Origin of the sequence: Sorangium sp. So ce119 (genome assembly GCF_051524405.1) — a bacterium.
GTDB classification, from domain to species: domain Bacteria; phylum Myxococcota_A; class Polyangia; order Polyangiales; family Polyangiaceae; genus Sorangium; species Sorangium cellulosum_G.
In genome coordinates, this window is record NZ_CP150310.1 from 7,412,114 (window position 1) to 7,431,892 (window position 19,779).

14 protein-coding genes and 1 riboswitch are annotated in these 19,779 nt (G+C 71.8%); of the genes, 6 read left to right on the top strand and 8 right to left on the bottom strand.

What is annotated here, in order from left to right:
* Positions 1 to 5 precede the first annotated feature (5 nt).
* The 6 genes from WME76_RS27905 to WME76_RS27930 form a co-directional block, all read right to left on the bottom strand.
* Positions 6 to 770, bottom strand: a complete 765-nt coding sequence (locus tag WME76_RS27905) for a class I SAM-dependent methyltransferase (protein WP_437955314.1) — start codon at positions 768 to 770, stop codon at positions 6 to 8.
* An 81-nt stretch (positions 771 to 851) separates the two neighbouring features.
* Positions 852 to 1,877, bottom strand: coding sequence for a dipeptidase (locus WME76_RS27910; RefSeq protein ID WP_437955315.1), 1,026 nt, complete (start codon positions 1,875 to 1,877; stop codon positions 852 to 854).
* Positions 1,878 to 1,942: 65 nt separating this feature from the next.
* Positions 1,943 to 2,260 carry a quaternary ammonium compound efflux SMR transporter SugE gene (gene sugE, locus WME76_RS27915; protein ID WP_437955316.1) on the bottom strand — a complete coding sequence of 106 codons (318 nt, stop codon included), beginning with the start codon at positions 2,258 to 2,260 and terminating at the stop codon, positions 1,943 to 1,945.
* A gap of 26 nt (positions 2,261 to 2,286) precedes the next feature.
* Positions 2,287 to 2,353: riboswitch (guanidine-III (ykkC-III) riboswitch) on the bottom strand.
* Between the two features lie 307 nt (positions 2,354 to 2,660).
* Positions 2,661 to 3,665, bottom strand: coding sequence for a pectate lyase family protein (locus WME76_RS27920; protein WP_437955317.1), 1,005 nt, complete (start codon positions 3,663 to 3,665; stop codon positions 2,661 to 2,663).
* 914 nt (positions 3,666 to 4,579) lie between these two features.
* Positions 4,580 to 5,314 carry a pyridoxine 5'-phosphate synthase gene (locus WME76_RS27925; RefSeq protein WP_437955318.1) on the bottom strand — a complete coding sequence of 245 codons (735 nt, stop codon included), beginning with the start codon at positions 5,312 to 5,314 and terminating at the stop codon, positions 4,580 to 4,582.
* A gap of 158 nt (positions 5,315 to 5,472) precedes the next feature.
* Positions 5,473 to 5,826, bottom strand: coding sequence for an SPW repeat domain-containing protein (locus WME76_RS27930; protein WP_437955319.1), 354 nt, complete (start codon positions 5,824 to 5,826; stop codon positions 5,473 to 5,475).
* 276 nt (positions 5,827 to 6,102) lie between these two features.
* On the opposite strand from WME76_RS27930, the gene WME76_RS27935 reads away from it, so the two are divergent.
* Positions 6,103 to 7,212, top strand: coding sequence for a THUMP domain-containing class I SAM-dependent RNA methyltransferase (locus WME76_RS27935; protein ID WP_437955320.1), 1,110 nt, complete (start codon positions 6,103 to 6,105; stop codon positions 7,210 to 7,212).
* A gap of 61 nt (positions 7,213 to 7,273) precedes the next feature.
* On the opposite strand, the gene WME76_RS27940 is transcribed toward WME76_RS27935, so the two are convergent.
* A complete protein-coding gene (locus WME76_RS27940) occupies positions 7,274 to 9,367 on the bottom strand; it encodes a protein kinase domain-containing protein (protein WP_437955321.1) in 2,094 nt (697 codons plus the stop codon).
* 531 nt (positions 9,368 to 9,898) lie between these two features.
* Between WME76_RS27940 and WME76_RS27945 the strand changes: the two genes are divergently transcribed.
* From WME76_RS27945 to WME76_RS27955, 3 genes are all read left to right on the top strand, one after another.
* On the top strand, positions 9,899 to 14,887 hold the full coding sequence (locus WME76_RS27945; protein WP_437955322.1) for a hypothetical protein: 4,989 nt from the start codon (positions 9,899 to 9,901) through the stop codon (positions 14,885 to 14,887).
* A 242-nt stretch (positions 14,888 to 15,129) separates the two neighbouring features.
* The gene (locus tag WME76_RS27950) at positions 15,130 to 15,765 is read left to right on the top strand and encodes an N-acetyltransferase family protein (protein ID WP_437955323.1); all 636 of its coding nucleotides are present in this window, start codon (positions 15,130 to 15,132) and stop codon (positions 15,763 to 15,765) included.
* 188 nt (positions 15,766 to 15,953) lie between these two features.
* Positions 15,954 to 17,156 carry an MFS transporter gene (locus WME76_RS27955; protein WP_437955324.1) on the top strand — a complete coding sequence of 401 codons (1,203 nt, stop codon included), beginning with the start codon at positions 15,954 to 15,956 and terminating at the stop codon, positions 17,154 to 17,156.
* Between the two features lie 9 nt (positions 17,157 to 17,165).
* On the opposite strand, the gene WME76_RS27960 is transcribed toward WME76_RS27955, so the two are convergent.
* Positions 17,166 to 18,419, bottom strand: coding sequence for a M14 family metallopeptidase (locus tag WME76_RS27960; protein ID WP_437955325.1), 1,254 nt, complete (start codon positions 18,417 to 18,419; stop codon positions 17,166 to 17,168).
* 107 nt (positions 18,420 to 18,526) lie between these two features.
* Between WME76_RS27960 and WME76_RS27965 the strand changes: the two genes are divergently transcribed.
* Complete coding sequence (locus tag WME76_RS27965; RefSeq protein ID WP_437955326.1) at positions 18,527 to 19,057, top strand: hypothetical protein; 531 nt, start codon at positions 18,527 to 18,529, stop codon at positions 19,055 to 19,057.
* A 68-nt stretch (positions 19,058 to 19,125) separates the two neighbouring features.
* Positions 19,126 to 19,722 carry a Uma2 family endonuclease gene (locus WME76_RS27970; protein ID WP_437285236.1) on the top strand — a complete coding sequence of 199 codons (597 nt, stop codon included), beginning with the start codon at positions 19,126 to 19,128 and terminating at the stop codon, positions 19,720 to 19,722.
* The last annotated feature ends 57 nt before the right edge of the window (positions 19,723 to 19,779 follow it).

Here is a 19,779-nt window from a genome sequence, read left to right on the forward strand (position 1 = left end):
GCCGCTCAGCGCCGCTCGTACGACGCCACGAGCGTGCGGTACGGGAAGAGGTACACGCTCTTTCCGGCCAGGTCCGGGTGGGTCGCTGCCAGGTCGCGGATCTCGTTCAGGACCGAGTACCGCTCCTGGAGCGGGAGGACGGAGATGTAGCTGATCGAGGCGACGCGCTCGAGGAGCCCGTCGAGGTCGAGCTCCTGCACGTGGGTGAGCTCGTGCTCCCGGAGCGGCGCGAAGAGGCTCGTGTCGGCGAAGGGGCGGCGCCACGCGCCGATCCTGTGGACCGGGGCGTCCCGGCCGTAGCGGTCGAGGATGCGGGAGATGCGGGCGACCCAGTCGACGCGCTCGTCCCGCAGGTTGAAGAGCAGCGCGAGGCGCCGCCTCGGCCGGAGCACGCGGTGGATCTCGGCGAGCGCGAGATCGCCGTGGAACCAGTGGAACGACTGCGCGGCGACGGCGGCGTCGACCGACGCCTCGGGCAGGGGGATGGCCTCGGCGACGCCGTCGAGCACGGTGGCGGACGGGACCATCTGGCTCAGCTTGCGGCGCATCCCCTCCACCGGCTCGAGCGCGAGGAGCCGGGCGCCCGTCGGCGCCAGGAGGCGCGTGAGCTTGCCCGTCCCCGCGCCGAGATCGAGCACCGTGCTCGATGCGTCGATGCGGAGCGTGTCGAGCAGGAGCTCGATCGCGCCGCGCGGATAATCGGGGCGCCCTTTCTCGTAGGCGTCCGCTGCCGTCGCGTAGCCCTGCGCGGCGAGGCGATGGAGAGTCATAGGCTGCACCCGCTCCGCGTGGAGAGACCTCGAGCAGCGCCGGAGGGACCACCCGCCCCGACTGCCCCCTTGAGGGAGAGGCTACGCAACGGCGAGCCGCGTTGGAAGCGGATTATCGCTCAGGATGCGCATCGCGTTTCCTCGAAGCACCTTGGCAATGACGCGCTCGCTCAACCCCGCTGCGAGCAGCGCATCCGTCAAGAGCGGAAGGTGCGCGGCGTCGCGGAGCTCGCGTGTGGGGATGATGAAGCCGTCCCAATCGGATCCGAGCGCCGGAGTGTCCTCGCCGGCAACGTTGATGATGTGGAGCAGGTGCTTGACCACGGGCTCGAGCCCGTTGCCTCCGAGGTACATGGGGCAAAAGATGATCCCGGCGCACCCGCCGCGGTCGGCGACGGCGCGGAGCTGGTCGTCATCGATGTTGCGCCAGTGATCGAACGCGCCGGCGACGCCCGTGTGGCTGACCAGCGGCGGCCGGCGCGCGAGGGCGCAGGCCTCGAGGAAGCCGGCGCGGTTGATGTGCGCGAGGTCGACGATGACGCCGAGGTCCTCGGCGCGGCGCACGACCTCGCGGCCGAAGGGGGTGAGGCCCACGCCGTCGTTGCGGCCGCTGCCGTAGGCGGGGAAGCACGCCTCGTTGGCGGTGAAGTGGCAGAGCCCGAGGTAGCGCACGCCGCGCCGCGCGAAGCGCTCGAGCGTGTCGAGCTCGCCCTCGAGCGCGTGGGCCCCCTCGACGCCGAGCAGGGCCGCGACCGCGCCGCGGGCCCTCGCCGCCTCGACGTCGTCGGCGGTCCGCGCCTTGACGAGGCGGCCGGGCTGCGCGCGGACGGCCTGCTCGAGGAGGTCGATCTGCTCCTCGATCACGGCGGCGAGGCCGCGCCGCTGTCCGATCGGCAGCGAGACGAGCCCGAAGAACTGCGCGCCGACGCCGCCCTCGACGAGCCGCGGGACGTCGACGTGCCCGCCCAGCGCCGCGAACGGCAGCGGCGGCTCGTGGCGCTCGTGCAGATCGTAGCCGACCCAGCGCGACCACATGAGGCTGTCGGCGTGCAGATCGATGGCGGGGAACTGCGCGTGCAGGGCGCGGGCTTCCGGGGTTCCGTGCATGGACACGAGGGTAGTCGAGCCGGGGGCGGTCGGCCGCGCGCTCGCCGCGGTTGCGCGGTGGACGCTCAGGGGCTGGACAGCTTGAGGCCGAGGATGGACACGACGAGCAGCGCGAGGAAGCCGAGCCGCGCGGGCGTGGCCGGCTCGCCGAACAGGATGATGCCGGCGATGGCCGCCCCGAGCGCGCCCACGCCGACCCAGACGGCGTAGGCCGTGCCGATGGGCAGGGTGCGCGAGGCGGACTCGAGCAGGTACAGGCTCGCGATGATCGCGGCGATGGTGAGTACCGTCGGCAGCGGGCGCGTGAAGCCCTGTGTGTATTTGAGCCCGATGGCCCAGCAGACCTCGAGCAGGCCCGCCAGCAGCAACACCAGCCAGGACATGACGACATCTCCTCGTGAGTGATGTGGCTGCGTCGTCTTGTCCTGACCGGGTACGGCGCGTCTCGTCCGGGGCGCCCTCACCGGGACGCCGCCGGCAACCTAGCAGGGGCGGTCGTCAGCGCAAACCCCAGGCCGGGCGCGGGCGCGACCGGCCGGGCGGCCGCAGCTGCCGTCGTCGGCCCGATCGGTCCACTCCGCTGCACAGCGCGACAGCGCAGCGCTGTTCGACCGGCCCCGGTGGTGCGCGCTGGAGCGCCGTTCAGCTTGAACCCCCCAGGAGGGAAGAGATTTGAACCACAGAAGCACAGAGGAACAACAAAAAAACTCTGTGCCCTCTGTGCCCTCTGTGCCCTCTCTGTGGTTCGTTCTCTCGGGGTTTCGACCCGTTCGGTGTCCTGGCCTAGTCGCCTTGGTCCATCGCGAGGCTGCCTTCTGCCTCGCTGATCAGCGCCCCGGCGAGCTCGTTGATGTACTCCTCGATGGCGGTGTAACCGGACGGCATCACCCTGGTGTGGTCGCCGGCGTTCGACGGGTTGAGGCCGTGCTCGCGCTCCCATGCGTCCGCCATCCCGTCGCGATCGGCGTCGGTGGGCGCCGTGCCCGGGGTGAGCCCTTCCATCAGGTTCCTCACGGTGCGAGCGCCCCACGCGCCGTCGCGGCGCGCGACGTTCGCGAGGACGCCCTTCGTCACGACGTCGTGCGGCAGCGCGCCCGCCTGCGCGAGGACGAGCCGCTGGGCGTCCTGCGCGCGGTGCGTGGTCACGGGGGTGTACCCGGGGACGTCGCGCGCGAAGTTGAACTGCGTCGTCGCGCGGTGCGACTCGGGCTTGTTGAGCCGGCTGAAGCTCGGGTGGAGGTAGGGCCTCTGCCACGGGTTGTCGACGACACCCGTGAACTTACCCGGGTCATCGATGTAGTTATCGGCGAGGAAGTACTTGAGCCCGGCGCCGGCGCTCCCGTCGAAATAGAAGGGGATGAGCTGATCGCTCGGCCCCTTGATGTAGGCGTTGCCCACGATGTTGAACTGGCCGCTCGCCTGGTTGTGGTGAACGAACCCGTGCCTGACGTTGTAAGCCACGTTGTTGCGGATATCGGCAGGCCCGTTCGCGACCGCCGGGCACCTCGCCTTGTGGTGGGCGAACAGGTTGTGGTGAATCGTGATCCGATGGCCGTCAGGACCGTTGATGAGACCGTAATTATGCGCCCCCTCTGGATGCCCCGTGGTCGCCGACGACTCGATGGTCGACCACTGGATGGTCACGTCGTCCGCCTCGTAGAGGTCGAGGGTCTCGTCGACGCCCCAGGCGATCGACACGTGATCGAGGATCAGCCTGGAGTTCAGCGAGAACTGCGCCCCGTCGAACTGGGCCCCGTCCGAGCCGTCGAACACGGGACGGACACGCAAGAATCTTACAATGACGTTGTTGACCTTGTCAGAGTACCTGGAGATCAGGCGTCCGCGCACGGTGATGCCGGCGCCTGGCGCTGTCTGTCCTGCGATCGTCACGTCTCCATTCCTGACGGTGACGTTTCCCTCGATGACGCCGCTCACGTCGAAGACGATGGTGCGCGGCCCTGTCGCGTCGAGCGCCGCCTGGAGGCTCCCGGCCCCGCTCGTCCGCAGGTTCGTGACCTTGATGACGCGCCCGCCGCGCCCCCCGGTCGCGACGGCGCCAAAGCCCTCTGCGCCGGGAAACGCCGGGAGCGCGCTCGCCGGAGCCGACAGCGCGCTGAGCGCCGAGACCGCCGCGATCATGCAGCCGAAGCGGCGAATCCCCTGTGCGCCCATGAAAGAACAAGTAGGCATAGATGTCATGACGTCTCGCTCCCCTTCCGTACGTCTTTGACCGTAAAGCCGTAGTGCGATGACCCTACAGGGCAGTCTTCATCAGTGGCAATCGATAATTGCCAATCCGTGCGACAGGGCACATCAGGAGCGATCATGCGATTTCAACTCGCCAGACGGAGCAAACCTGGCTTATCCTGCGCGCGCAGCGACCAGGCGGGCTGATGGCGAGCCGAGGCGCACCTACCCGCGACGACATGCGGCCCAGAACGCCGCAAAACGCGGGCCCGGCGGCAGACTACCAGCCTCGCCCGACGCGCCGATCTATCGAGTCCGAGCGACGCCAGAGCACCAGCTCAGCAAAGCATCCATTCACCGCCGCTGCGCAACGTTCAAGTCCACCACAGGAACATGAAGAACAGGACAAGACAAACCGCCACGACGCCAGTGGCACCAGGACGAGAGAGGAGAGCAACTCCCACTCTCCGGATCGACGGCAAGGCCCCCGTGGAGAGAGCTCTGCTCGGTCCCCCCTAACGCGGCTGGTATCGCCCCTCGACGGCCATGAGGTAGTCCGCCACGGACTGCCGCATGCCGACCTCCAGCGCGTGCGCCACGAGGTGGTGGCCGATCGACGCCTCCTGGATCTGCGGCGCCTCGCTGACGAGCGGCCCGAGGTTGTCGACCGTGAGGTCGTGCCCCGCGTTGATCCCGACCCCCAGGTCCACCGCGGCCCTCACGGTCGCGACGATCTTGTCGAGCTCCGCGCGGTGGTCGCCGCGGTCGAACGCCTGCGCATAGGGCCCTGTGTAGATCTCGATGCGATCGGCCCCCAGCTCCGCGACCAGCGGCACCACCGAAGGATCGGCCTCGACGAAGAGGCTCGTCCGGATCCCCTCCTCCTTGAGCCGCTTCACGACCGGCTGGAGGAGGAAGCGCCACTTCGCGACGTCCCAGCCGCGGTGCGAGGTGAGCTCCCCCGGCGAGACCGGGACCAGCGTGCACTGCGTCGGCCGGAGCTCGAGCGTGAGATCGAGGAACTCCTCGCGGATGTCGCCCTCGAAATTCGTCTCCACCGTGGTGATGTGGCGAGTCACCTCCCGCGCGTCGTCCGGCGTGATGTGCCGCCGATCGGCCCTCGGATGGATCGTGATGCCGTGCGCCCCGTACCCGACGATCTTCTGCGCGAACGCGAGGACGTTGGGCGCGTCGTGTCCCCGCGAGTTCCGCAGGAGCGCGATCTTGTTCACGTTGACGCTGAGCTTCATCGGGGCATCCTCTCGCGGGCTCTGTGCGCGGCGCTCGCGACGCCGCTATACACGATCGCCGCCGCGAGGCGAACACGCCGCGCGCCGGCCGCTGGAGCGCGACCGGCCGGCAGGGCGGCGCCCGGCGCGGAGGCGCCGGCCGGCGCTGCCCGCGCGCCCTACAGGCGCGGCGCCGCCCCCGAGCCCCGCACCCCGCGCGCGACGGGCACGGTCGGCACGAGCGAGACGACGAGGATGGCGACCGCGACGAGCACGTTGTTCCATACCGTCGCCACCGACAGCGCCGGTATCGCCCAGGCGCTGACGAACAGCCAGATCGAGAGGATCGTGTTGAGGTAGCGCGCCTTGGGCGCCCAGATCGAGAGCAGGGCGAAGGCGACGCAGAGCGCGCCCACCACCCAGGTGTTCGTGAACTGATCCTGGCTGTGCCGCCAGAGAAAGGCGGAGATGAACAACCAGATCCCGAGCGCGATGTTGATACCGCGCGCCGCCGTCATCTGATGCTGCTGCATGGCTTTACCTCCCCGTCAGCAGGGCCGTGCCGGCGCTCTCCGCCGCGCAAGGCTCTCGCCCTCTCGCCGAGTCCGCTCACCTCTTCTCCCGGGCGCCGGCCCGCCTGCCGGGCGCTCGCGCGCCGGGCGCCGGCGCGCCTGCGCCCGGCCCACACATCAAAGAGCTCACCCGGTGTCCGTGCGAATCCAGTGCCACGGCCGCGGCCCGCCGCGCGGGCCGGACGGGCGCGTTCGTGAGGGCCGCCGCGCGATCGATCGGCTACAAGCCCCGTCGCCATGGACTTCTTCGCGACCGCCGCCAAAGGCACCGAGCCCGCCCTCCGCGACGAGCTCCGCGAGCACCGCTTCCGCGGCGTCCGCGCCGATCGCGGCGGGGTCCACTTCTCCGGCGCCCCGGACGAGGGCTTCCGCGCCTGCATCGAGCTCCGCACCGCCGTGCGCGTGCTCGCCGAGCTCGCCTCCTTCGACGCGCCCAGCGGGGACGCGCTCTACGAGGGTGTCTCCGGGGTCGACTGGGCCCCTTACCTGAGCCCGGTCCACACGCTCGCCGTCCGCGCCTCCTGCCGCTCGAGCGCGCTCACCCACACCCAGTTCATCGCCCAGCGGACCAAGGACGCCATCGTCGACCAGATCCGGCGCCGCGTCGGCGCCCGCCCGTCCGTCGACCTCGACGACCCGGACCTCGCGCTCTTCGTCCACCTCGTCCGCGACCGCGCGACGCTCTACGCGGACCTCGGCGGCGCCGCGCTCCACCGCCGCGGCTACCGCACGCACATCGGCGGGGCGCCGCTCAAGGAGACCCTCGCCGCCGCCCTGCTCCGCCTCTCCGGCTGGGACCGCGCCCGCCCGCTCGTCGACCCGATGTGCGGCGCCGGCACGATCGCCCTCGAGGCCGCGCTCTGGGCGCGCGACATCGCCCCCGGCCTGCGCGCGCAGCGCTTCGGCTTCGAGCGGTGGGCCTGCCACGATCAGGCCGCCGCGCAGCGCACGACCGCGCTCCGCGACGCCGCCCGCGCGCGGATCCAACCCGAGGGCCCGCCGATCCTCGCCGCCGACATCGACCCCCGCGCCGCCGAGATCACCCTCGGCAACGCCCGGATGGCCGGCGTGCAGCTCGACGTCCGCTGCCAGTCGATCACGGCGCTCGCCCCGACGGCGCCGCCGGGGCACGTCCTGACCAACCCGCCCTACGGCGAGCGCCTCCCCGGCACGGCCGCGCTCTACCGCGACGTGGCCGCCGCGTTCTCGCGGCTCGCGGGCCACCGCGTCGCCGTCCTCTCAGGCACCGAGGAGATCGAGCGCGCGATGCGCCGCCGGCCGGAGCGCTCGCTCACCGTGTTCAACGGCCCGATCGAGTGCCGGCTGCTCACGTACGATTTCCCCTGAGGCGCGCGCCGCCTCCGCGCCTCGCCGCGTCCGCGCGGCGCGCTCCATCGCGCGGCGCGCCTCAGAGGTGCCGCATCAGCAGGAACATCGCCGCCGCCGTGATGAGCATCCCGGCGACGAAGCCGATGATCAGCCCGCGCTTGCCCGCGAGCCAGCTCGGCTCCCGCGCCGGCGGCGCGGGCGGCGCCTGGGGCACGACGAACGTGTCGGGCATCGTCGCGCGCCGCTCGAGCGCCGCCCGCTGCTCCGCGAGGGTCGCGGCGAGCCCGAGCGGCAGCGAGCCCGGCGAGGCCGCCGCGGCAGCGCTCGCCCGGACCACCGCCGCGGCGCCCCCGGAGACCTGCGCGCCCGCCGCGCCGAGCTCCGGCGCCGCGCCGAACTCGGGCGCCGCGCCGAACTCGGGCGCCTCGCCGAACTCGGGCGCCGCGCCGAACCCCGTCGGGTTCGCCGCCTGGAGCTCGCCGGGCGTCACCGTGGGGAGCTGGCTCTCGGCCGGTCCGTGCGACGACACGAGCCGGAGCGTGTTGCTGGTGACGCGCCTCGACCGCCTGTCCCACGCCGCGCCGGCGTCGAACTGCGGGCTCTGCGGCGTCACCGGCGGGGCGGCCGGCGCGGAGTCGACGCGCACCAGGCCGACCTCGGCCCGCTTCTCGGGCGTGCCCAGCCCGAAATCCTCGGCCGAGCGGAGCGTCGCCTTCACGTCGCGTCCGGGCGGCGTGAGGTCGAGCTCGTCCCCTTCATCGTACGACGCCGTGTGGACGCGGACCTTCGGCGGAGCGCGCAGCTCGTCCTGGCGGACCATCGTCAACGTGCTGTCGTCGTCTCCCGCATCGTCGGACGAGCTCGGCGACGCCAGGCCGTTCCCCGCGAGCAGCGCCTCGCTGGGGCCGTGGGTCCAGGACGGGAGCTGCAGCGAGATCTCCGGCACCGACTCCCCGGACCAGCGCTGCGCCTCGCCGCCCGCTGGCGCCTGGATCTGCGTCGGATCGAGCGTCGGCGGGAACTCCGAGGGGGGCGTGTGGAGCAGCACCGGCGCCGGTCCGGCCTCGCGGCCCGATCCGCCGGAGACGAGCGTCCGGGCCGACTCGATCGAGACCTCCGGCCTCGCGCCGGGCGGAGAGAGCGGCACCGACGTTGAGCTCGGCAGCGACGTCAGCGGCGGAAACGAGGACTGCGGCGTCCGCCCCGGCGGCGCCTCCCGGGAGAACAGCGAGCTCGGCTGCCGGCGCGAGATCGGCCCGAGCCCCACCGCCGTGTCGGGCAGATCGGCGAGCAGGCTCCGCAGCCCATACCCGAGCTCGCGCGCCGTCTGGTGCCGGGCCGCCGGGTCCTTGGCGAGCGCCTTGACGATCAGCGCCTCGAGGCGCGGGTCGATCCCCGGCGCGGAGCCGCGCGGCGCCGGCACCGGCGCGTGGATGTGGAGCGTCGCGGTGTGCAGCGGCGTCTCGCCCTCGTACGGCAGCCGCCCCGTGACGAGCTGGAACAGCAGCACCCCGCAGGTGTACAGGTCGGTCCGCTGATCGACGGGCAGCAGCCCACACTGCTCGGGAGACATGTAGGCCGGAGTACCGACGAACGTGCCCGCGCGCGTGACGACGGACAGCGGGTCCGCGTGGATGTCGGGCTCATCGCCGGGCGTGGCGGTGTCGAGGATCTTGGCGATGCCGAAATCGAGCACCTTCACGCGCTCGCCGTGAGGGTGCGTGGGGTCGGCGACCACCATGATGTTCTCGGGCTTCAGGTCGCGGTGCACGACGCCCATCTCGTGGGCGACCGCGAGCGCCTCGCACACCTCTGAGACGAGCCGGACCGCCCTCGCCTGGCCGAGCGCGCCGTGGCGCTCGAGGAGCGCGTAGAGGTCGTCCCCCGTGAGCAGCTCCATGACGATGTAGCTGAGCGCGCCCTCGATCCCGTATTCGAAGATCTTGACAGAGTTCGGGTGCTTGACCCGCGCCGCCGCCTTCGCCTCGCGCTGGAAGCGCCGGACGAACGCGCGATCGGCGGTGAACTCCGGGTTCATGATCTTGAGCGCCACCCGGCGGGGCTCGGCGTCGCGCTCGGCGACGAAGACGCTGGCCATCCCGCCCTCGCCGAGGAAGCGGGTGATCGTGAACCGCCCGGCCACCTTGCGGCCGAGGAGAGCTTCGTGCCTCATGCGCCTGGCACCCGCCGCCGCTCGCCCCGCCCGCTACGCCGCGGGCGTCCGTACCGCTCGCTCGCTCCCGGGCCGCCGCGCCGCCCGTGCAGCAGCGCACCGGCGCCAGGGCTGTCCGCGCGCCTGCGCGACCCGCGCGATCGATGCGAGGCAGAGTGCACGCGGCGACCATATCAAAGAACGTGACAGCGGACGACTTGTCGACCTCGGCGGCGGCGCGCTCCGGGCACAGCAGCGCGCCGCGCCACGCCGCGCGCTGCTGCCGCCCGCGCTCGCGCGACCTGCCGTCCCGACCACCGTCACCCCGCACACGGCGCCGTCGCGGGCTCGACAGGCAGCAGTTAACTCTTTAACGCCACCCCCGGTGCAAATGTGCGACAGGTGCTTAACTTATCGAAAGGGCACGGAATCGAACGCTGGCAGCGCGTTGGCAGCGTTCTTGCCTGGGGGAGTTACCTCGCGTCGCGCCGTGTGCGTCGCGAAGGGCCGGCTTGCGCATCGATCTCGACAGGCAGCTTCGGAGGATCGTTGATGAATCGAATTTTAAAGCGTGCGGTGCTCCTCGGTACCGTCGCAACGACCGTCGTGGGGGCGGGCTGCGCCCAGGAGCGCGACGACATTAACAGGGTGCAGAGGGACGTCCTTCCCAAGTCCTTCTTCGTCGGGGACCAGCTGGAAGACATCTCCGACGACCCCGAGTTCTACATGCGGGGTACGGTCATCGACGTCGGGTACGGCGCCGCACAGGATGGCCTGTTCACGTCGACGTATGCCCAGCCTGTCTCCCGGATCAAATGGGAGATCACCGAGCACCAGCTCAATGCTCGGCTCGCTTACGAGCGCATCGAGGGGACCGACGGCAAGGGCAACAGCTATAACGGCGTCACCAAGAAGGCGACGAACGACGGCCAGATCGTCGCGAGCTACGCGATCGAGTCGCACTTCGAGATCAAGAACGACTACAACCCGGCCACGGGCGAGAAGGCGAACGTCGTCGTCGAGAACACGACCGACCTGCCCTGGTACAAGCGCCCGTACATCCGCGTCGACTGGTCGCGCAACCTCGCCACCGACGCCTACAACTTCGACACCCTCTCGCAGCTCGGCCTCTACGGCGGCATCGAGTACGAGCCGCTCGCCTACCACGTCAGCCAGACCGACGACGAGACCGCCGAGGACGCCCCGCACCTCGACCCCGAGGCCGGCTACTTCGACGTCACGACGAAGGCGTTCGCCACGCCGGCGATGATCGACCTGTCGAGCCTCGGCTGGGGCATCGACAAGTTCCCGTCCTGCATGCTCCCGGGCGACTTCGCCGGCGGCACCGACCCGTACGGCAACTGCAACCCGGTCGAGCTCAAGATCCGGCAGTCGTTCAAGAGGGTGGTCGACACCGACTACGAGCCGGTCGACTTCGACGGCGTCCGGTTCCAGGCGTTCGGCATCTTCAACTTCGACTACCGCTACGGCTACGACCGCAAGTACGGCCTCGTGGACAACCAGTGGCGGCGCTTCGCGGCCCGCTACAACCTCTGGAAGCGCAGCCACTTCTACGAGACCCCGGAGACGATGGAGGGCGCGATCGCCTGCGCGACCCCCGAGACGACCCACGTCGCCGGCGACCTGACCGCCGACCCGAACCGCGACGAGGACAACGACGGCACCGCCGACGAGTGCGCCGCGGCCGGGCCGGGCTCGCAGTGCGACGTGTACAAGCAGAAGTGCACGCTGCCCTACGCGCAGCGCGAGGCCGTCACCATCCCCTGGTACATCGGCGGCGACACGTCGGAGGACCTCTTCGAGGCGACCAACTGGGCCACCGAGGAGTGGGACCTCGCGATGAAGACCGCGATCCAGACGTCGCGCCTCGTCGAGTGCCGGAAGACCGGCGGCCAGGACTGCGAGGCCCGGTTCCCGATGTGGAAGGGCCAGCAGGAGGACATCGACGAGGCCATCGCGATCTCCCGCGACCTGAACACGTGCCGCCGCGAGAACGGCTGGGACGCTCCGGCGTGCGACGACGCCGCCAGGGCGGCCGTCGCCGAGCTCTCGGCGCGGCGCGGCGACGATCAGGCGACGCTCGCCATCGGCGCCGTCGTGGCGCAGCAGCCGGTGTTCGTGCTCTGCCACAACCCCGTCATCTCGAGCGATCACCCGTCCTGCGGTGAGGAGGGGCTCTCTCCGCGGCTCGGCGACCTCCGCTACCACAGCGTCCTCATCATCGAGAAGCCGCAGACCCCCTCGTCGTGGGGCATCATGGTCGACGCCGACGACCCGGTGACGGGCGAGAAGGTGGCCGCCAGCATCAACATCTGGAGCCACGTCACCGACTCCGCGGCGCAGGGGCTCGTCGATCTCGTCCGCTACATCAACGGCGAGCTCCCGACCTCCGAGATCACCGAGGGCAAGTACATCCGCGACTGGGCGCAGGCGAGCCGCGTCTCCGGCGGCGGCCAGGGCCCCACGATGACCAGGCAGGAGGTCACGTCGCGGCTCGCGAGCGCCACGAAGCTCGACCCCGAGCAGTACAAGGACCTCGTCGCGCAGGGCGCCTCCCCGCAGATCAAGGCGCTCCTCAAGCCGATGAAGGCCGAGGTGGCCGACATCGCGGTGCGGGGCGACATCCCCTCCCCGCAGCAGGCGGTCGTGAGCGCCCGCATGAAGGCCGCCCGGGGCACCGTCGCCGAGGCGGAGCTCATGAACCCGGCGATGCTCCAGCGCGCGGGCGTCCCCGCCGGCATGCCGATCGAGGGCCCGCTCGCCGCCGCCGCCTCGCCGTTCGCGATGAACAACCCGAAGGTGCAGTCGGAGCTCCGCCGCATGCACGACAACGCGCTCGCCGCGCGCGGCGCCTGCATCCTGCACGAGGCCCCCGAGGCGTCGGCGATGACCGGCCTCGCGGAGGCGCTCCGCGAGAAGTTCCCCGTGGGCGAGAACGAGACGTCCGCGGACAAGCGGGCGCGCCACGAGCGGATGTTCAAGTACATCCAGCGCCGTTATCAGTACGCGGTCATCGCGCACGAGATGGGGCACTCCGTCGGCCTCCGGCACAACTTCGTGAGCACCTACGCCTCGCTCTTCTTCCGGCCCCAGTACTGGCAGCTCAGGACGAAGAACGGGAAGATCACGGAGCCGTGCACCGGCGCGGCGGGCCAGAATCCCGCGGAGTGCGTCGGCCCCCGCTACTTCGACGCGATGACGGACGAAGAGCAGAAGAACATGATCTGGATGTTCCAGCACTCCACGGTCATGGACTACCCGGGCGACGTCTCGCAGGACCTCGTCGGCCTGGGCGTCTACGACTTCGCCGCCGCGCGCTTCTTCTACGGCGACACGGTGAGCGTCTACGACAACGGCGACCGCAACTACCAGGCCGGCGGCAAGATCGGCGGCGCGCTCCTCGCGGCGACCGACACCTTCGGCGGGCTGGCGGGCATCAAGTACGGGACGTTCTCGAGGACCGACGACAGCGTCACGGACTTCCACTACTCGCAGCTCCAGTCGCAGTACAACGTCATCACCGACTGCTACGAGGTGCCGGCGAAGCCGCCCGCGAGCTGGAACGAGAGCCTCGACGGCAAGTGGCACCAGGTCATCGACGGCGGCGTCGTCACGGTCGACGGCGAGACGAAGCGCTGCCGCCAGCAGCCGGTCGACTACGTGGCGTGGCGCAACCTGCGCAAGCCGCAGGACGGCGAGACCTCGCTCGGGAGCTTCCGCGGCGGGCCGGCGGTCGACGAGCAGAAGCGCGTCCGCGTCCCGTACGCGTTCGCGAGCGACAACTGGGCCGACACCGGCAACGTCTCGGTCTTCCGGCACGACAACGGCGCCGACCCGTACGAGCAGCTCATGTTCCTGATCACCCAGCAGGAGAACAGGCACATCTTCGACAACTTCCGGCGCGGCCGCACGACGTTCAGCGTCCGCGGCGCGGCGGATCGCTCGTACGGCCGGTACAACGAGAAGCTGCTCGGCATCGCCGGCGGCATCGGGTTCTTCGGGACGATCTACCAGGATCTCGCGACGAACCAGGGCCTGTCGTTCGACACGCTGTGGCCGCTCCTCATCGACGGCGGCCTGCAGGAGAACGTCGTGGCCGCGACGGTGGCGTTCGACCACTTCGCCAGGCAGCTCTCGCGCCCGGAGGAGGGGCCGCACTACCTGCGCGACCCGCTGTTCAACGACCCGGTCCTCCGCTCGAACAAGGACGGCGACGACTACGGCGCCGGCACCGACTTCGGCGGCTTCGGCGGCACCACGAACAGCCCCGTGCTGGTGCAGATCCCGAACGGCTCGACCGGCTACCTGAAGGACATCGGCTTCGGCGGTCACCCGCTCGAGAACGCGAACTCGGAGAACAACGGCGACTTCGACACCGACTACACGATCAACGCGGGCAGCTACTACGACAAGATCAGCACGGCGATCCTGCTCTCCGAGTCGGAGGACCGGTTCGTGAGCAGCTCCCGCCGCGACTTCTACGACGCCCGCTTCCGCGCGGTCGGCATGGCCGACATCCTCCCCGAGGGGTACCGCCGTCTGCTCGCCAACGCCCTCACCGGCGACCGCTCGCTGCTCGCGCCGCGCCTGGAGGCCGACGAGAACGGCTTCCCGCTGCTCGACGCGAACACGACGGATCCCGATCCGCTGGCGAAGGAGTTCCCGTCGCGCCCGATGGGCTGGGTGAGCTGGTGGCCGACCGAGGGGCCGCAGGTCTGCTTCCCGAGCGACGGGAAGAACCTCTGCACGAACTACATCGGCGGAGACTTCAACCCGGAGACCGTGAGCCGGACCGTCGCGGTCGACCCGCAGGTCGGCTGGGAGGTGCAGAAGTTCCTGGTCGCCTGGACGCTCGCGTACATCCCCGCGAACGGCAAGACGAACTGGATGGACATGATGCGCATCTACCGGCTCGGCCACGACGCGGAGCCCGGGATCGAGCAGCGCATCGAGTGGCAGGACCCGTCGTCCGGGCAGATCTACTACGCCCGCACGTACGGCATGGAGTGCCTCTTCGGGACCGGCGCGGACCGGGCCTCCTGCGAGACCTCCGGCGGCAAGTGGGTGCAGAAGGGCATCGCGGCCCGCGTGCTCGAGTACGCCAACGCCCTCACCGCGAAGGGGTACCAGCTCGACACGGAGAAGTACGTCGGCAAACTGGAGCCCGGCGAGCTGGCGCCGGACGGCAGCATCCCCAGCATCCCCACCGATCCCGCGTACGTCGCCGCGTACGGCAAGGGCTTCAACAGGTACGGCCGCGCGATGCTCACGTACCACCCGGATGGCGTCGCGATCATCGTCCCGGATCCCGCGATCAAGGACGTGCCCCCGCTCGGCGCGCTCAAGGAGGTGCCGGCCTGCGATCAGAACGTCAACCCGAACTGCACGCAGCTCACCATCTACAAGAACCACTACGCGTACGAGCTGAAGAGCTACAAGTCGGTGCCCGACTACCTGCTCCAGATGATGGCCCAGTTCGGCCTCGCGGCTCCTGACCAGCTCGGCATCTACGGCGACTGATCCGCGGCTTGTCGCGCCGGGGGCCCCGCGCCGGGGCCCCCGCCCTCCTCTCCTCCGGTCCTCCTTTCCCCCTCCAGCTTGAGCGAGCCGAGCGCGCGCGGGCGACTGCCTGCCCCGCGCGCGAGGCGCTCCGCGCAGACCGTCGGGTCGCCGGCTCGAGCGTCGCCTGCGCCGCCGCCTTTCCCGGTCGCACGCGCGCTGCCGCGGCACTACGCTGCCCGCGGCGCGGCGCGCGCCACGGCATGGACCCCTCCCCCGCCCTCCCCGCCATCGTTCCGGCGCAGCGCTCGGACGCGCGCGCCTTCATGGCCTACGTCATCGAGCACGTGGCCGAGTCCGGCCGGCACGGCGCGCCTCATTTCGCCGTCGCGACGTCGCTGGCGCCCGACGAGGTCGAGCAGAGCGCGCGCGAGCGCTGGAGCAAGCCGCTCGACGAGCCGCTCTGGGGCCGGGCCTGGCTGCTCCTGTCCAGCGAGCCGCGGCCGCGCGTCGTCGGACACATCGAGCTGCGCGGCGGCCGCGTGCGGTCGGAGTGCCACCGCGCCGTCGTCGCGATGGGCATCCTCCGCCCGTACACGGGGCAGGGCCACGGCCGACGCCTGCTCGAGACGGCGATCGCGTGGGCCCGCGACAGGGCGGGCCTCTCCTACCTCGATCTCGGCGTCTTCTCCAACAACGAGCGCGCCGTGCGGCTCTACACGCGCATGGGCTTCGTCCCCGCCGGCACCCGCGACGACGCGTTCCGGGTCGACGGCGTCATCCTGGACGAGATCCAGATGACGCTCGCGCTCCACGCGCCCGAGCCGCGCGCGGCGGGGCAATCAGAGCAGGCAGAGCAGGCGGAGCAGGCAGGGCGATCAGGGCGAGGTACGCGCTGAGCCGCCGCGAGGGGGCCCTGGGCCGGCCCGCGGGCCGGGCGGGCTGCCGGGGAGCGCTGGAGGGTACACGCCGCCGCGCAGATGGGTCATGAGGACACCGCCGTCCGGACGCCCGTCCGCCGCCCCGACCATCGCCGGCGCGGACCGCCCGGGTCCTCCCCCGCAGTCCATCGCCCCCGAGAGCCACCATGCGCCGCTCGCCGCTCCTGCCGATTTTCCTGACCGTCTTCGTCGACGTCCTCGGCCTGACGCTCGTCCTGCCGCTGCTGCCGTTCTACGCCGAGCACTTCGGCGCCAGCGAGCTCGTGGTCGGCGTGCTCGCGGCGAGCTACGCGGTCTGTCAGCTCGTCTCCGGGCCGATCCTCGGGCGGATCTCCGACCGGGTGGGCCGCAAGCCGACGCTGCTCGCGAGCCAGACCGGCACGTTCATCGGGTTCCTGGTGCTCGGCTCGGCGAGCTCGCTCTGGATGCTCTTCCTGGGGAGGATCATCGACGGCCTCACGGCCGGGAACCTGACGATCGCGCAGGCGTACATCAGCGACGTGACCCGGCCGGAGGAGCGCACGCGGGCGTTCGGCCTGATCGGCATCGCCTTCGGCTCGGGGTTCCTGCTCGGCCCGGCCATCACGGGGGAGCTCGCGAGCCGGTTCGGCTACGGGGCCCCGGCCCTCGGCGCGGCGGCGCTGTCGCTGACGTCGATCCTCCTGACCGCCACGCTGCTGCCCGCGAAGCCGATCGCGCCGGCGGCCGCGACCGAGTCGGCCGAAGCCGGGGCCGCCCGACCGGCGTCCGTCGGCCGCGGGGACGCCTTCCGCCGCTTCTTCGACCGGCCGCTCGCGCGGCGCCGGCTGCTCGAGTTCTTCGCCTTCTCCCTCTCGTTCTCGACGCTGATCGGCGGCCTCGCGCTCTTCCTCGAGCGGCGCTTCGCCTTCGGCGTCAAGGAGACGGGCTACATCTTCGCCTTCTCGGGCCTCATCGGCGGGAGCATCCAGGGCGGCGCGCTCGGCCGGCTCGCGAAGCGGTACGGCGAGCAGCGGCTCGCGGTGGTCGGCTTCGCCACGATGGTGATCGGCTACGGCCTGCTCGGCGCGGCGTACGGGCTGCCCGCGCTGCTGCTGCTCGTGGCGGTCGGGGCGTTCGGCTCGGCGGTCGTGCGGCCGAGCATCACCACGCTGCTCACGAAGAGCGTCGGCCGCGACGAGCAGGGCGCGGCGCTCGGCGTGAGCCAGTCGCTGGCGAGCGTCTCGCAGATCGTGGGCCCGATCGGCGCCGGCTGGCTGATCGAGCACCGGGCGCTCACGGCGTACGGCCTGATGGCGGCGACCTTCGCCGTCGTCGGCCTCATCCTCGGCGCGCAGAAGCTCCCCGCCGGCGAGCCGGTCGAGCTCTGAGCGGCGCGCTCAGGCGCGCGCGCCCTTCACGAAGGGCAGGACGGCCTCGACGAGCTGCGGCGCGGCGTCGTCGAGCTTGCGGGGGTTGAACCAGGCGAACGGCTCGACGAGGCGCGACGGGCGCAGGCCGAGCTCGCCGCGCGAGCACTCGACGAGGAGCGACAGCGCCCCGTGGCGATCGTGGAGCCAGTCGATCTCCAGGCCCGCCTTGCGGATGCCCCAGGCGAAGCGGACGTACGACATGGCGCGGTACGGCCTGCGGTCCGCGGCGCGCGCGACGCGCAGAGCGAAGGCGCGGTGCTCGGCGGCGTCGGCGACGGGCCAGAGGCTGTGCGCCGGCGGGTACAGCACGGCGCCGCCGGCGCTGTGCAGCGACAGGGCGCGATCGATCCGGCGCGAGGACAGCGCGTGCGCGATGGCCTCGACCTCCGGCTCGCTCGCGGGGCGGCTGCCGGGCGACGAGACGAGCCCGACGAGGCGCTGCACGAGGCCGCGCTCGTACCATCCGGCGTCGAAGTTCCGGTTGAGGTCGACGCCGCGGGCGTTGCCGCGCACGTACCGGCGGCGCCCGGAGCGGAGGTTCATCTCGACGCGGAGGAGCCCGTCCGGGTTCACGATCGGGACGGCGAAGATCGACCGGCCGCCGAGGTCCTCGGCCGCGAGGCGCTCGAGCAGCGCGAGGTGGGTCTCGACGCCGATCCACTCGAGCGGGTGGATCCCGGACAGGATCACCGTCGTCCGCGCGCGCTCGCGCGGCCCTGCGCCGCCGGGGCCCCGCCGATCGAGCGGGCCGGCGCGCTCGGCCGGCTGCGCGAGGGCGGCGTCGTCCGGCGCACGATCGTCCGCGTCGGCCGTCGCGCCGACGCCGTGGTGCGCCCCGGGACCGGGCGCGCCGTTCAGCGAGCTGCCGCCACGCCGCGGGCTCCCCGTGCGCTGCGGGCTCCCCCCACCCCCGGAGCTTCCCCCGCGCTGGCCGGGCACCGCCGAGAGGTCCGCGCGCTCCTGGTGGTGGCCGGCCGGCGCGGCGGCGCCGAGCTGAACCGCGAGCAGCGGCTCACCGCGGACCGAGCGCCCGATCAGCGAGAGCTGCGCCCCGCGGTCGGCGAGCCTGTCGAGCGCCTCGAGCAGCTCGCCGTACCCGCGGTAGGGGCCGAGCCCGCGACGAGCGAGCAGGCGCGAGAGCGGAGCGCGGCGATGTACGAACAGGGCCGCCCTCAGGGCGGCCCGGCCTTGCTCTTCCGACCCCTGATCGGACTTCGGCATGCAGGGCTAACCTTTACCCTAGATGACATGGATCACGGAGCGCCGGTCGCGCCTTCGCGCGATCGGGACCTGGTCGCTCCCGGATTACCGTGGCAGCGGGCGCGCGTATGGAATTCGACGTAAATGGGTGGGCCGAAGGACGGATCGAGCTGCTGCGGCCGAGCGAGGGCTGGTCGCTGCTGTCGCCGGAGCCCGAGGCGCGGATCGACGAGCACCGGTGGGCGCACCAGGCGCGCGTCTTCTTCCGGGCGGAGCTCACGCTCGTGCAGAAGAAGGCGTACCCGTCGGGGGGCACGCCGATGGCCGACGCCGTGGAGGTCGACGTCGCGCGCGCGGGCGGCGCGTCGAGCCGGGTGCTCGTGCTGACGGTGCCGCTGGATCGCGCGCCCCTGGTCCGGGCGGCGGCCGCGGCGGGGGTGCGGGCGATCGGCGGGCGCGGGTTCGATGCGCTGCTCGGGCGGGCGCGGCGCGCGTGGCAGGTGCGCGAGCCGCAGGTCGCGGGCGACGACGCGCGCGCGCCGCTGCTGGTGACCGCGGTGCTCGCGGCGGTGCTGCTCGCGCCCGTCGTGCCGCCCGGGGAGGAGACGATCTTCGGGGTGAAGGGGGCGCGGGAGCGGCTGCAGCGGCTGGGCTGGTGACGGGCGGCGAGGGACAGGTTCGTCCGCGGAGCGCCCCCCTCCTTCCTGCGGTACGATGATCGCGCCCCATGGAACTCGCACCTCGGCTCGTCCGTCCGGCCACGCTCGCCGACCTGGAGGCGCTGCCGCCGACCTGGCGCGGCGAGATCCTCGACGACACGCTCTACGCCTTCCCTCGCCCGCGCGCCCCGCACGCGAGCGTCGAGGGGCTGATCACGACGGACCTGACGAACCCGTTCCAGCGAGGGCGGGGCGGCCCGGGCGGCTGGTGGATCCTCCCGGAGCCGAGCATCCAGCTGCCCGGCGCGCCGGAGGTGTCGCCCGACCTCGCGGGCTTTCGCCGGGAACGTCTCCCGGCGCTCCCCAGCAAGGGCCCCATCACCGTCGTGCCTGACTGGGTCTGCGAGATCCTGTCGCCCAGCACCGCGAGCTACGACCAGATCGTCAAGCGCCGCTTCTACAATCGGATCGGCGTCCCGCACATCTGGTACGTCGATCCCCGCGACCGGACGCTCCTCGTCGCCCAGCACGTCGAGGGCAGGTGGATGGAGCTCGGCATCCACGGCGCGGACGAGAAGGTGCGCGCCGCGCCGTTCGACGCGATCGAGATCGATCTCGCCGCCTGGTGGGACGGCATCGCGCCGGAGAAGAGCGCGGAGCCCTGACGGCCCGCGCCGCGGCGGCGCGGCGCCCTTCGCCGGCGCGCCCGGCCGCGCGGCCGC